Below are 14472 nucleotides of genomic sequence, written 5' to 3'. Positions count from 1 at the left end.
GACTTAACCAATTTACCGAACCGTAATATTTATCAGAAACTCACTAAAGAAAAACGATTGATATTTATGACTGGTAAATCAATTAAATAACGTCCAATCAATGTTAATAATCGTTATGATTTTGGGTATTGAGAAGTTGACACTGTTTTATAAAGACGAGGTGAGTCTAAAGCTTATTTGGGCACATTTATTGAATGTAAATCATGTTTATTACGGCACTTAAAGTGACAAATCCTACTTCAGAGGCATCAAATACTGTATTTGATAGTATTATGGAAGTCTTTGGTTCGCAAGTGAAATCGATCACCGTTGACCATGGAAAAGAGTTTTCAAACCACCAAGTACTTGAGGATAAATGTAACGTGATGTTTATTTCTGGCATGCCTATTTACCATGGAACGTGGTTGTAACCGGTATTTTAACTGTAGGTTACGCTGGTTCTTGTCAAAGTGTACAAACTTCAGTTACTTTACTGGACTTGATTAATAATTACCCATTAAAGATTAACCAGAGACAAAATGTTATTGAGAAATTCCGAGCTTGTTCGGATTAAACTTGTAATTTACCTTATGATTAAATATAAATCCAACTTTAAATAATTTAGACTATCAGTGAAGGCCTGAGGACTTTTTTTTAAACAGTAGGATTAATAACGACATAGAAATCAATACTAATTAATACATTTAGAAAGTGTTAAAAAGAGAGAGATTCTCGAAAAATATAAAAGGTTCCAATGATTATTGGTATAATGGTGGATATATAGTCAATTATTTGATAGGGAGACAGGTTAATGAATTTTGAAAAAATAAACCAACTTATTACAAATAAAGTGTTGGTAATAATTACCCTAGTGTTGTGGGGAAGTGTAGCATTGGGTGCAATATGGTTTGAGGGAAAGGAAGTTGCAAGTCGGTCCCTTAAGCTCAATATATTTGTAATTACAATGGTAATTATTGGAATAGTAATCATTTTTCTACTACAGCGCTTTTTTACGATTAAGCAGGCGATGTTAATTGTTTTGGTAGCCAGCTTTATTATTAAGTTGATTTGGGTTCTAAGAATCGATACCCAACCAACATCTGATTTTTTGGTATTACATAATGCTGCATTAAAAGCTGCCAGTGGTGATTTTTCATTCATGAAGAATAATTATTTTTTGAATTGGCCTTATCAATTAGGTTTTGTATTATATGAAGCAGGTATTATTCGAATATTTGGAACCAGTGTTATGATCATCAAATTTATAAATATTATATTGTCATTGTTCATAGCCCTAATAATCTATCTGCTGGGTAAGCAATTGTTTAATCAGAAAATTGGTCTGATTGGATTAACCCTAGTTGCGTTTTATCCGCCGTTTATTTTTTACACTAATGTACTGACAAACCAGTATATTGCGACTCTATTTTTTTATATTGGTTTTTATTTACTGATTAAATATGATACCTGGGGAATGGTATTTTGTAGCGGGTTATTCTTAGGGTTAGGGAATATTGTCCGACCATTAGGGCCATTTATAATCCTTGCGGTTTTATTATTTATTATTTTTTATAAAAACCATGCTAAATATCATAGTCACTGGCTAACTAAATTAATATTGATAATTGCAATTTTAAGTGGTTATCAGTTAGTTGTTAGTGGTGTAAATGTCAGTGTTCAAGCAACACAGATTAGTCAATATAAATTAGAAAACCGGTCAAATACTTGGAAATTCGTAACGGGGCTTAATTATGAAACCAACGGAATGTATTCGAATAAAGACTTACAATTATTGGATAAATACCCGATTGGTCGGCAACGCGATAAGGTTGGGAGAAAAATAATTAAGGAGCGGCTTTCTGATGAGACACAATTAATGAAATTATTTGTAAAAAAGAGTTTTATCATGTGGTCCTATCAGGATTCTGCATTAAGTTGGAGTGGTGCACGGCAAAAAGTGACAGAAAAAAATTATCAAGTGTTACTAGCCGTGCAGATGCTTTTTTATACGTTGATGATTTGTCTATCGGTAGTGGGCGTATTTAGGTTATTATTTCAGAAACGGCAATCAGGACAACTTTTTATGATTTTAATGATTGGTTATTTTCTAGTTCATTTATTGATTGAGATTCAAACGCGGTATCGATTCTTTATTGTACCAACTTTATTATTATTTAGCGCAATTGAATTAAACAGTATTCTTAGTCGAAATAATCGAAAAAGAAGTAGCATAAGTAATGAAGGGGAAAAGTAAAAATCATCAAAAATTGATAGTGTTAATGATTGTTTTTTTAATCGTTTTGGGTAACTTAATTATGTTTTCTGGGTGGGTTATCCCTAATAAACTAGTACCAAGTACGCTAGGAATAATGGCATTGGGAAGTACTAAGGAGCTAGGAATCGATTTGCTAGTGATCGTTAGTGCTCATTTTCTAATTAACAAGTCGTTAGAGTTAAAGTATTTAAAGAAATTATGGTTAAAATCATGGATTTATTCATTTTCACTAACGCTATTGGCGATAGCGCTACTAATTTCGGTATATAGTAATCGAGTGCTGTTTCAATCATTATTACCTAACCTATTAAATAGTAACCCAATTATGACCACTATTTTATTATTAGTTCTCTTAAATCCAGTTTTAAAAAAGGGCTTGGGAGCGGTTGACGAGAGTAACCTACTGATAATAAATGGTAGATTGTAAAGATAAATTGGCTTATACGAATAAAATTCAAAACTCAAATTATATTTCCGATGATTCTGCTTTTAAAGAGACATTGAAGCAGGTTGATCGAACCAAAAAAGGGCAATTTATTCAGTTAACAACAATGCAAAATCACATGCCTTATTTGACAAACGACTATCAAAACACAATAAAAGTTTCAGGGGATCTAACGAAGAATAGCAAGTCAGAATTAGAAACCTATACACAAGGAATTAATTTTACTGATAAAGCTTTAAAAAGGTTTATCAGTGAAATTAATAAAATAGATAAAAAAATCACGGTTGTTTTTTAGGGGGATCATCTACCATCCGTTTATGATTTCAAAACAGATAATGATGTAAAACAGGCAAAATATGATCAAATATTGCATCAAACAGATTTCTTTATCTATAGTAATTTTAAAAGCTCAGTAGTATCTCAAAATAAAGTAGTGAGTCCATATATGTTTACACCGATGATGTTGGCTCAAACTAATAGTCAGGTTTCACCATATTATGCATTATTAACTGATGTTTGGGAGGAGACACCGGCAGCAGAACGAGAAAAAATTATGGGTGACGATGGCAATTATTTATCGACTAAGACTTTAAATAAAAATACTAAGCAAATAATGTCGGATTATAAAATGATCCAGTATGATATTACGAGTGGTAATCAATATACGTATCAAACCGATTTTTATAAAACTAAATAACACATAAAAAAACCTAAATCAAAAAATTAGAGAACAGACCTCTAATTTTCATAATTTAGGTTTTTTGGATGGATGCATTATTAATTATTTTCTAAATCTGTCTTAATTTGGGTAGTAGAAATACCACTTGTTCTAGGGAGGTAGATAACTTCACAGTAACTCTTTAAAAAGTCGAATTTTCCTGCCCAATCATCACCCATAACAAAAATATCAATATCGTACTTTTGGACATCTTCAATTTTTTGATTCCAATCACTTTCAGGGATGACTTGATCAACATAACGAATAGCTTCTAAGATATATTTCCGATGTTCGTAACTATGATAAGATTCTTTATGTTTGATAGCGTTAAATTCGTCGGTTGAAAGACCAACGATTAGTTCGTCACCTAGCGATTTAGCGCGTTCCAAGAGTCGGATATGACCCCAATGTAGTAAATCAAAAGTACCATACGTTAAAATTCGTGTCATTAGAAATCTCCTCGTTAGTAGTAATGGTAAAAGCATAGTTGATTTTATATACGAATTCAAGTAAATAGTAACTTTTATTAAAAATATGAAATAAGATAACGAAGTTTTATAATATTTGCTATAATTAGGAACATATCAATAGAATGGGGTGAGTGGTGCTTGTGTTGAAAAATAAACTTTTTACATTATACATAAAAATTTTAAGTACTCTTTTAAAGTTAATACCTGTAAAAAAAGGTAGAATATGCATTCTGAATGGTTCGGGATACTCAGGCTCAAATGGCTTAGCTATGTACAAATATTTAAAAGAGGAACAAGATTATGAAGATGTATGGTTGATTGAAAACTTTCCAAGCAGCCACTTACCATTTAAAGTATGGTTCAAAATTGCCTCGGCAGAAGTAATTTTAGGAACGCATGATCCGTATAAGGTTTCAAAAAAACAGGCCTATATTCAACTATGGCATGGTGTACCTTTAAAAAGAATGGGTTTCTTAGCTAAAAATATTGAGAAAAGTTCAATAGAAGTCAGCCATAAGCACTGGGGTAAAACAGTTAATTATATCACTTCATCTTCAGATACTTATGATACTTTAATGAGTGCGTGTGAGGGGATAACTAATGATAAGTTTATTCATCTCGGCTTTCCAAGAAATGACTTTTTTAATATTGATGAAGCCAAAAAAACAAGACGCCGACAAGAACTTGAACGTTTATTTGAACCAATAATTATAGAAAATAAGCCACGAATCTTATTTTATTTACCAACATTTAGAATGGAAGATAACAATGAGCTGTTATCAGAAATGTTAAAAGCTGGTAATATTTTCGGCTTGTCTGATTTTGATCAAGACGATTTTGAAGCGGTCCTTGAACGAGAGAATATCATTATTGTAGCTAAGTTACATCCTGTTGAAGAGAAAAAAGTTAATACCGAAGCGTTAAATAAGCTAAAGCATATGAAAATTATCGATGGCGATTGGTTACGAGGGAACGAGCACGATTTATATGAATATTTAGCTGTAACTGATGCTTTAATTACAGATTATTCAAGTGTTTACTTTGACTACCTATTAATGAACAAGCCATTATTATTTTTAGTTAATGATTTACAAAACTATAACACAAATCGGGGTTTCTTATTGAATCCCTATAGAACTTTTGCACCTGGGTTAGTTGCTGAAGATTGGCATACCTTTGAGAGGGCACTTATACAAGTATTCAGAGTGAATTTACAAGATGAGCGTAATCGTGTAAAAGAAATCATTTATCAAGATGAATACTTAGAAAGCAGTGCCTCTGAGCAAATCTGGGAACAACTGATTCAAAAATTAATTTAAGATAGTAAATAATGAGGTTGAAATGCGAAAATTATTTAAAGATTTCTTTTATAATGCAATCTATCAGGTTTTCTTAGTAATTATCCCCTTAATTACAGCACCATACTTATCTCGAGTGCTAGGTCCGGGGCCACTAGGGATTAACAGTTCGGTTAATTTTACAATTCAATTTATTATGGTATTTTGTGCATCCGCAATGGGACAAATTGGGACAAGAACGATTGCTAGAGCGCGGGCAGCGAAGAATCAGTCAGAGTTTGAATCTGCATTTTGGGGGTTATGGTTAATTCAAGTAACTCTTAGTGCAATAACAATCGTTTTATTCATTACAGTTTGTTTAGTTTTTAAACCAAAGTATTATATTTATTTCTTATTACAATTACCATTTCTTTTAGGCACAATGATAGATATTTCGTGGTTCTTCCAAGGAATCGCTGAATTTGGAAAGGTTGTTGTCCGTAATACAATTATTAAATTATTTAGTGTGGTCTTAATTTTTATTTTTGTCCATCGTCCAGAGGATTTAGGATTGTACATGCTGATAATGTCTATGGGTAATCTATTAGGAAATTCAGTATTTTGGTTACAAATACGAAAATATGTCCCACACTTCGTAGGACACTACTACCATTTTAAAGCTTCTATTGTTATGATTGCGACGTTAATATTGCCACAGATAGCAACTCAAGTGTACACTTCTTTAGATAAACCAATTTTGGGATTGTTTCACAGTACAACGCAAGTTTCATATTATGACCAATCGCAGCGAATTGCGAATATTATTTTAGGGGTAATTACATCGATTACTATTGTTATGATGCCTAAGATGGCTGCCAGTTCGGAAAAAAATCAACAATTATTTCTAAAAAAATCTTATGAAACGACACTTGCTTTAGGCTTAGCATTCATGATAACGGTAATGTGTAACACAAATCAGTTTGTGCCGTGGTTCTTTGGAGAGAAATTTATTCCAATGGAACATTTAATGTTTCTAATCAGCTTTTCGATTATTCTTATTCCAATCGGTGGTGTTTTTTCGAATCAGTTTGCATTGGCAATTCGAAAAGATAAAGAATTTGCAATTCCGTTACTAATTGGGGCTATTTTGAGTTTGATTTTAAACTTTACAATAGATCCTATTCTCGGTGCGCTTGGCGCGACGATTAATATTCTGACAGTTGAAGCAGTTGTTTGCTTATTACGAATCTGGATCGTCAGGGAGTATTACGATGCGCGTTATATTTTCAAAGATACACCGAAGTATTTTATTCTTGCAGCAATAACTTTTATTATCGGATTCTTGATGCCAAATTTGATACCAAATGTGTTTATCAATATGGTATTTAAATCAATTCTGATTTTAGCAATCTATATTGGGTTGTTTTTACTAGGCAGATTCGAATTAGCGACTGACGTAAAACAGATAGCCAGAAATATGATAAATAGAGGGAGAAAATAACGAGTGAAAGTAAATATTTTAAATATGGCGTTTGATAATTATACAAAGGCTGAGTTTATTGAGAAATTTGAGAATAGAATTCATCAACAAGAGAAGACATTAGTTGTGACGGCTAATCCTGAAATTGTGATGTATGCAAAGGATAATCCAAAATACAAAACATTACTGTCAAATGAAGCGGATTACATTACAGCTGATGGTATCGGTGTTGTTAAGGCAGGAGAAATATTAAAGACGCCAATTAAAGAACGCGTAACAGGATATGATTTATTTTTAGATTTACTCAACATGGCGAATCAAAAGCACCTTAGTATATATTTAATTGGGGCTAAACAGGAAATTATTGAATTAGCTGTCAAAAGAGTTCAAGAAGAATATCCTAATATCAGTTTAGTAGGGTACCGCAATGGTTATTTTGATTTGGATGATCAAACGGTACAACAAGCGATTATTGATAAAGCACCAGATATGGTTTTTGCAGCATTAGGATTCCCAAGACAGGAATATTTCTTAGCTGATTTAAAGCATAAGTTAAATAAAGGCTATTTAATGGGTATTGGTGGGAGTTTTGACGTATTTTCAGGGATAACGAAACGTGCACCAGTATGGATGCAAGATTTACATTTAGAATGGTTTTATAGACTTTTAAAAGAACCAACAAGATTTAAGCGAATGTTGGTATTACCAAAATTTATCCAAGAAGTTAAAAGAGTTGGAAAGAGGTAAGACTTGTGAAAGTACTACATATTAATGCCGGATTGGAAAACGGTGGTGGATTAAGCCATATTATTGGACTGTTAAGTCACTTACCTGAAGATGATGTTGAATTATTGACGTTTGCAGACGGACCGGTTGCTAAAGCTGCGAAGGACAAAGGCATTAAAGTTAAGATTCTTGGTAAAAATAGTCGGTATGATTTTAGCTTATTGAAGGTACTAGCGAAATATATTAATGATGGAAATTTTGATTTAGTGCATACACATGGTGCTCGCGCCAATCTGTTCATTAGTTTGATCAAGCGTAAAATTAAAGCAAGATGGATAATAACCGTGCATAGTGATCCAAGGTTAGATTTTATGAATAGGGGAATGCTGGGCCGAATTTTTACTAATCTAAACGTTAAAAGTTTGAAGAAGTCCGATGGTATTTTTGCGGTCACTAATAACTTTAAAGAGATTTTATTGGCATTAGGCCTTCCAGATAGTAAAATTAAGGTCATTTATAACGGTATTGCGTTCAGCAAAAAGGCACCTCAACTACAAGAACATAAAAACTTTGAAATCGTAATTGTTGGTCGCTTGCATCCCATTAAGGGACATGCGGTATTACTTGAAGCTTTTCAGGCCGCTAATATGACCAGTGCGCACTTAACAATTATTGGTGACGGCGAATTAAAATCAGAATTGCAGGCCGATGTTAAGAAATTAGGTTTGGATAATCAGGTTCTGTTTACTGGATTACTAACACAAGATGAGATTAACCTACGCTATCTAAAAACAGATTTGGCAGTTCTTAGTTCCTTTAGTGAGAGTTTTCCGTTAGTCTTGCTAGAAGCTGCAAACTTTGCAATCCCAGTTATCGCTACTGATGTTGGTGATATGCGGCAATTAATTCCCAATAGTTCTTATGGCTGGATAGTACCGACCCACAATGTTAAGGCAATGAGTTTAGCGCTAGAAGAAGCATATGGTAAATGGCAATCTGGGGATTTGAAAAAGACAGGCTTTGCGTTAGAAACACATGCAAAAAAATATTTTTCAATAGATAGACTTTGTAAAACAACGATGGATGGTTATCGATATTTCTTGAGTAAATAATGCAATAATGGGAGGAAGTACTGTGTATTCAAAATTAAAAACAACTATTCTTTGGTTTATTATTATCCAACCTTTTTTAGATATTTTTTATTTGTATCAACCGCCAATATCGACAATTCTAAAGTTTTCACCAGCGACTATGCTTAGAATAATCTTAGTAGGAATTATAAGCATTTTATTTTTATGGTCTAATAAAAATAAAAAAATGAAACTCTTTCTTGGAATTTATATGGGTTTACTGATAGTGTATTTCATTGGGCATCATTTAAATGCAATGCAATTTCATTCATTAGTTGATGGCAACTTTGGTTATTCAATTACAGGAGAAATTTTTTATCTGATTAGAATGGTGCTACCATTAATTATTCTAGTTGTTTCTTATAATGTTAAATTCACCGATAATCAATTGGAATCAATTATTTCATGGTTAGTTGCCTTAATATCAGGGAGTATTGTGGTAACCAACTTATTCAAAATTAGTTTAGCTTCATATACAAATCAACGAATTACGGGTAGCATCATTAATTGGTTCTTTGACAATAGACATGGTAGTTATTTTCAGTTAGCATCGAAAGGATTCTTTAACTTTGCTAATTCAACAGCAGCTGTAGAGGTTCTATTGCTACCAGTAATGTTGTATTACTTAATTAAACATACAAACGTGAAGAATTTCATCTTAAGTTTAGTACAAGTCTTAGCGATGTTTATGTTAGGGACAAAGGTATCGACGTTAGGCTGTATTGGGATGGTTATTTTAATGACAGGGATGTACTTATTCTTCACACTTATTAAGCAAGATCTTGTTTTAAAAAAATCGGTGCTAGGTATTTTATTACTATTTATTGTGCTATGTGGCATTATTTATCCCGTCTCACCAGCAATTAATAGAACCAACTTTGATGCACAGATTCAACAAGAACGTGATGGGGATAAAGCGGAGGTAGAGAAACGTGAAAAGAAATTAGAGGAAAAAAGTAAAAAAGGCGATTCAAAGAAAGAAATAAATAAGCATGAAACACCATTAATCCGGTATATTAGAAAACATTATAGCGAATACTCGATTAATGCCAGATTTATTGAGGTTTCGTACCCATACTATGATGATCCTGGATTTTGGAAAGAGATTATGAAGTGGCCTATTCAAGATCGGATTAGTTTCCGGAAAATCGAAATTGCGATGCTTAATCGTGTCAAAGAAGTGAACGACAATCCAAAAGATGAGTTATTTGGAATTACGTATACACGAATGAATAATATCTTTAATGTTGAAAGAGATTTTATTTCTCAATACTATTCAATGGGGATACTGGGCGTTATATTATTAGTATTGCCTTACATTCTAGGTGTTATCTATTTAATTTATACAATATTAAGATATTTTAGAACAAAATTTACTTTTAGAAATATGTCATTTTTATTAGGCATTCTTGGTATTCTAAGTGTGTCATTGTATAGTGGTAATGTGATGGATTTTCTAACAGCAACTTTTATTTTAGCTTTTATTGAAGGCCAGTTATTAGCAAGAGTTAAGACTCAAACATTTAGTGAACAGGAAAAAATCAGTTTATTGATGCCAACCTACAATGATCAAGAAACAATTTTAGAGTCACTAGAATCAATTAGAAATCAAACCTACACAAACTGGGAATTAATAATTATTGATGATGGTTCAACTGATAATACCAAACAAGTTGTCAATGATTATATTAATTGCTTTAATTTAGAGCATAAGGTGCGGTATCTCTACGAATCAAATAGCGATCAATTGAACGCATTGAAATTAGGGGTAAAATACTTATCGGGAACAATTGTCTATATTATTCATTCCGACGATATTTTTAGTAATAGAAAAGTATTATCGCGTGCAATTCATATTTTGGAGAGTGATGATATTGATGGGATTTTGGCAGATATTAGTATTGATAATGGTAACCATACAAAAATAAGGAAACAGTCCACACTAGATTATCTGGGTAATAGTAGGCAGTTAAAAATACAGACCTTATGGTTGGGCCGTAACTTATATTTAGATTTTGCTTTTTGGCGAACGCCAGTTTTTGAAAATCAAGTTCATCGTAATTATTTATCTTGGAATACGCCTAACTGGATCAATCTACAGGATGAATTAATAAATTCATTAAATCTTGAGAATGCTAATTTTAGTGTCATAAATTATCGTGTTCATGATGGGAATTATATTAACTCCGAAGTAGGAAATTTAAATGTATTGAATGGCGAGTTACGAACACTGGTTAGTCTGTTGAGTCGGTATCAAATTCCTAATTATCAATTTCAGTATCGTATTTTCAGGATATTTAATAAGCTTAACTTACTATCAATTTATTGGCCAGTTGCTTTTAAAGGGCAAACGGCGAAAAAAGCGGTTGGTGAGATTGTAGGATTCGCCATCAGTAAAAGAGTGCCTGATTTTAATAATCAGCCTTACTTAAAAGCATTGATTGCATTTTATAAAGCGGACCAAGATCGTACTGTAGATTTGAAGATACCGGTAGAATTGCCAATTTATTACGGCTCTGATATGCGCCAGTTTAACCAAAAAATGATTAATGGTACTTTAGAACCGTTTTATGGTGAGCTTTTTGAAGAAATGCAAAAGGGATTTACTAAGATTAAGGTTTCAAAGGAGGATCTTGTTAAATGGCAAGTAATCATCCAATTCTTGAATATAAAACCATATGTTGACTTAGAGGTGAGAAATTAATTATGATTCCAAAAAAAATTCATTATGTATGGGTAGGCGGCCACGAAAAAACAGCGGATATTGAGCGATGTATGAAAACGTGGCGATCAAATCTTAAGGATTATGAAATTATTGAGTGGAATGAAGAAAATTTTGATATGAACATGAATGAATATATCAAAGTTGCATATGAACAAAAAAAATGGGCTTATGTGAGTGATTATATTCGAGCATATGTTATCTATCATGAAGGCGGTATTTATTTAGATACCGATGTGCTTGTTTTAGATAATTTAGATCAATTCTTGGATAATCGCGCGTTTGTAGGATTTGAAAATCCACAATATCCTTTTACAGCTGCATTTGGTGCAGAACCTAAGCATCCGTTTGTGAAAGACATGTTAGATTTTTTTGAAGGCGAATCATTTACATTTGATAGAGAAAATCAAATGAAAAACGTAAATACTAAAACAGTTTCCGATATTTTAATTGACAAATATCATTGTCAATTAGGTAATAAGGAACAAATATTAGATGAGGGTATTCATGTTTACCCATCCGGTATTTTATGTAATCCATCGGGAGATTCATCAACTATCCATGTTTTTACTGGTACTTGGATGGAAGGGCAAAAGCCACTAAAACGAAAGTTAAATAAATGGTTCAAAATACGAACAACTTCTAAGAAAAAAGCTAAGTTGTATCAAAAGTTATTTGGATAGTAGTAAAAAGGACGGTAAAAACCGTCTTTTTTTGATTGCTTGTTTTATTTTATGATATAGTTATACCAAATATATCTCTAATTAGGAGTGCGACATGCAAAAATTATATCCTGATGATAGTTTGTTGTTACATACAGACTTGTATCAGCTCAATATGATGTTAACTTATTTTAAAAAGGGACTCCATAATCGGACAGCGGTTTTCGAATGCTATTTCAGAAAACTACCTTTTGAAAATGGGTATGCTATTTTTGCTGGCTTAGAACATATCGTTAATTATCTTGAGAATCTCCGCTTTACCGAGAGTGATTTAGCTTATTTACGGGATGAAGTCGGCTATCCTGAGGATTTTTTGACGTATCTAGCAGAATTAGATTTTGATTTAACGATTCGTTCAGCCGTTGAAGGTGAGCTTGTTTTTGGTAATGAACCGATTATTCAAGTAGAAGGCCCATTAGCTCAATGTCAGTTAATCGAAACGGCGCTATTAAACATTGTTAATTATCAAACCTTAATTGCAACTAAGGCTGCGCGGATTAAATCAGTCGTTGGCAAAGATCCAGTGCTAGAATTTGGCACGCGCCGGGCACAAGAATTAGATGCGGCATTATGGGGCACCCGGGCGGCTTATATTGGTGGTTTTGATGCGACGAGTAATGTGCGAGCTTCTAAAATTTTTGGAATCCCAGCAAGTGGGACGCATGCGCATTCATTAGTCCAAGCCTATCGTAACGATTACGAATCGTTCCGGGCCTATGCTGAAACACATCGGGACTGTGTCTTCCTTGTGGATACTTATGATACTTTGAAAAGTGGTGTGCCGAGTGCGATTCGGGTTGCGCGCGAATTCGGTAGCCGGATTAATTTCCAAGGCGTGCGGATTGATAGTGGCGATATGGCCTATATTTCTAAGCGTGTGCGCCAACAATTGGATGAAGCGGGCTTCACGGATGCTAAAATCTACGCTTCTAACGATTTAGATGAAAAGACAATCCAAAACTTGAAGATGCAAGAAGCTAAAATCGATGTTTGGGGCGTTGGGACGAAGTTAATTACCGCTTACGACCAACCAGCTTTGGGCGCGGTTTATAAACTCGTTTCAATTGAAAATTCAGATGGCAAGATGGTCGATACGATTAAATTATCAAGTAATGCTGAAAAAGTCTCAACACCAGGCCGCAAGCAAGTTTGGCGAATTACCAAACAAGTTGACGGTAAATCAGAAGGGGACTACATCACGTTATGGGATGAAGATCCACTTGAACAAGATACGATTTACATGTTCCACCCTAATTACACGTACATCAATAAGACCGTGACCGACTTCAATGCCCGACCAATTTTACGGACTATTTTTGAAAATGGTAAACGGGTCTATACGTTGCCTGAATTAGCGGCGATTAAGAAGTTCTGTGCTGAAAACCTTGATTCACTCTGGGATGAATACAAACGGGACTTGAATCCACAAGATTATCCAGTCGATTTATCACAACGGACTTGGGATAATAAGATGAATTCAATTCGCAAAGTCAGAGAAGACGTTAATTTAATGCACTAGAATCGATTATTTTTGAAGGAGTATCTGGCAAATGAACGCTTTACAAGCAGAAATTATTGCAGCCTTAAAAACACAACCAACGATTGACCCCGCCAAAGAGATCCGCCGCTCGGTTGATTTTATGAAGGCTTATCTAAAGAAAAATACATTTTTAAAAACCTATGTCTTAGGCATTTCAGGCGGCCAAGATTCAACTTTAGTGGGCGCACTTGCTGAAAAAGCCATGCAAGAAATGCGGGCTGAAACTGGCGATGAAAGTTATCAATTTATCGCAATGCGATTGCCTTACGGCGAACAAGCTGATGAATCGGATGCAATGGCGGCGATTGAATTTATGGCAGCTGATCAAGTCAAACGGGTCAACATTAAAGGCTCAGTGGATGCAATGGTCCAATCCCTTGCGGAAACCGGTGTAACCGTTAGCGATTTTAATAAGGGTAATATTAAAGCCCGCGTGCGGATGATTGCCCAATATGGGATTGCTGGTGAAAATAGTGGCGCTGTTTTAGGAACGGATCACTCAGCCGAATCCATCACTGGTTTTTATACGAAGTTTGGGGATGGCGGCGCAGATTTAGTGCCAATCTTCAGACTTAATAAGCGTCAAGGCAAGGCCATGTTAGCCGAACTCGGTGCGCCTAAACACCTCTATAAAAAAGTACCAACGGCGGATCTTGAAGAAGACCGTCCAGCATTACCAGATGAATTAGCATTGGGCGTCACGTACGATCAAATTGACGACTATTTAGAAGGTCGTCAGGTCAGTGAAGAAGCCGCAACGAAGATTGAAAACTGGTACAAGAAAACGGCCCACAAGCGTCATTTACCAATAACAATCTACGATACGTTCTGGCAATAAAACCGAGTGCGTTTCAGGCGGTTATATTGTGGCGGCTTAGCCTAGGCTCGTGAAATAAGCGACGCAGTCGATTGTTTGCTAGACGTAGCTAACTGCAACAATATACCTGAAAGAGCACGTTTAAAAAACAGAGTGCGTTGTCAGTGGTTA

12 protein-coding genes are annotated in these 14472 nt (G+C 34.2%); 11 read left to right on the top strand and 1 reads right to left on the bottom strand.

What is annotated here, in order from left to right:
• Positions 1-790: 790 nt before the first annotated feature.
• The 3 genes from LCU_RS06025 (at position 791) to LCU_RS06010 (ending at position 3396) form a co-directional block, all read left to right on the top strand.
• Positions 791-2233 carry an ArnT family glycosyltransferase gene (locus tag LCU_RS06025; protein ID WP_056966539.1) on the top strand — a complete coding sequence of 481 codons (1443 nt, stop codon included), beginning with the start codon at positions 791-793 and terminating at the stop codon, positions 2231-2233.
• A 434-nt stretch (positions 2234-2667) separates the two neighbouring features.
• The gene (locus LCU_RS06015) at positions 2668-2994 is read left to right on the top strand and encodes a sulfatase-like hydrolase/transferase (protein WP_056966544.1); all 327 of its coding nucleotides are present in this window, start codon (positions 2668-2670) and stop codon (positions 2992-2994) included.
• A 150-nt stretch (positions 2995-3144) separates the two neighbouring features.
• On the top strand, positions 3145-3396 hold the full coding sequence (locus LCU_RS06010; protein WP_056966546.1) for a hypothetical protein: 252 nt from the start codon (positions 3145-3147) through the stop codon (positions 3394-3396).
• An 80-nt stretch (positions 3397-3476) separates the two neighbouring features.
• Here LCU_RS06010 and tagD read toward each other — a convergent pair whose 3' ends face one another.
• Positions 3477-3866 carry a glycerol-3-phosphate cytidylyltransferase gene (tagD, locus tag LCU_RS06005; protein WP_056966548.1) on the bottom strand — a complete coding sequence of 130 codons (390 nt, stop codon included), beginning with the start codon at positions 3864-3866 and terminating at the stop codon, positions 3477-3479.
• 161 nt (positions 3867-4027) lie between these two features.
• On the opposite strand from tagD, the gene LCU_RS06000 reads away from it, so the two are divergent.
• The 8 genes from LCU_RS06000 to nadE all read left to right on the top strand — a co-directional run bounded on the left by LCU_RS06000 (position 4028) and on the right by nadE (position 14322).
• Positions 4028-5206 carry a CDP-glycerol glycerophosphotransferase family protein gene (locus tag LCU_RS06000; RefSeq protein WP_128486111.1) on the top strand — a complete coding sequence of 393 codons (1179 nt, stop codon included), beginning with the start codon at positions 4028-4030 and terminating at the stop codon, positions 5204-5206.
• 22 nt (positions 5207-5228) lie between these two features.
• On the top strand, positions 5229-6665 hold the full coding sequence (locus LCU_RS05995) for an oligosaccharide flippase family protein (protein ID WP_056966552.1): 1437 nt from the start codon (positions 5229-5231) through the stop codon (positions 6663-6665).
• Positions 6666-6689: 24 nt separating this feature from the next.
• Positions 6690-7391, top strand: a complete 702-nt coding sequence (locus LCU_RS05990) for a WecB/TagA/CpsF family glycosyltransferase (protein ID WP_054644167.1) — start codon at positions 6690-6692, stop codon at positions 7389-7391.
• A 5-nt stretch (positions 7392-7396) separates the two neighbouring features.
• Positions 7397-8482, top strand: a complete 1086-nt coding sequence (locus LCU_RS05985) for a glycosyltransferase family 4 protein (RefSeq protein ID WP_056966553.1) — start codon at positions 7397-7399, stop codon at positions 8480-8482.
• A 22-nt stretch (positions 8483-8504) separates the two neighbouring features.
• Positions 8505-11204 (top strand): O-antigen ligase family protein, encoded by a 2700-nt coding sequence (locus LCU_RS05980; protein ID WP_056966556.1) that lies wholly within the window; start codon positions 8505-8507, stop codon positions 11202-11204.
• Positions 11205-11206: 2 nt separating this feature from the next.
• Complete coding sequence (locus LCU_RS05975) at positions 11207-11905, top strand: glycosyltransferase family 32 protein (RefSeq protein ID WP_056966558.1); 699 nt, start codon at positions 11207-11209, stop codon at positions 11903-11905.
• Between the two features lie 94 nt (positions 11906-11999).
• Positions 12000-13463: a nicotinate phosphoribosyltransferase gene (locus tag LCU_RS05970; RefSeq protein ID WP_056966560.1), complete on the top strand. Its 1464-nt coding sequence runs from the start codon at positions 12000-12002 to the stop codon at positions 13461-13463.
• Positions 13464-13494: 31 nt separating this feature from the next.
• A complete protein-coding gene (gene nadE, locus LCU_RS05965) occupies positions 13495-14322 on the top strand; it encodes an ammonia-dependent NAD(+) synthetase (protein ID WP_056966561.1) in 828 nt (275 codons plus the stop codon).
• Positions 14323-14472: the final 150 nt, after the last annotated feature.

Origin of the sequence: Latilactobacillus curvatus JCM 1096 = DSM 20019 (assembly GCF_004101845.1) — a bacterium.
Classification (GTDB): Bacteria; Bacillota; Bacilli; order Lactobacillales; family Lactobacillaceae; genus Latilactobacillus; species Latilactobacillus curvatus.
Note: the sequence above shows the minus strand (reverse complement) of the source record. Positions and strands in the feature narration are given on the sequence as shown.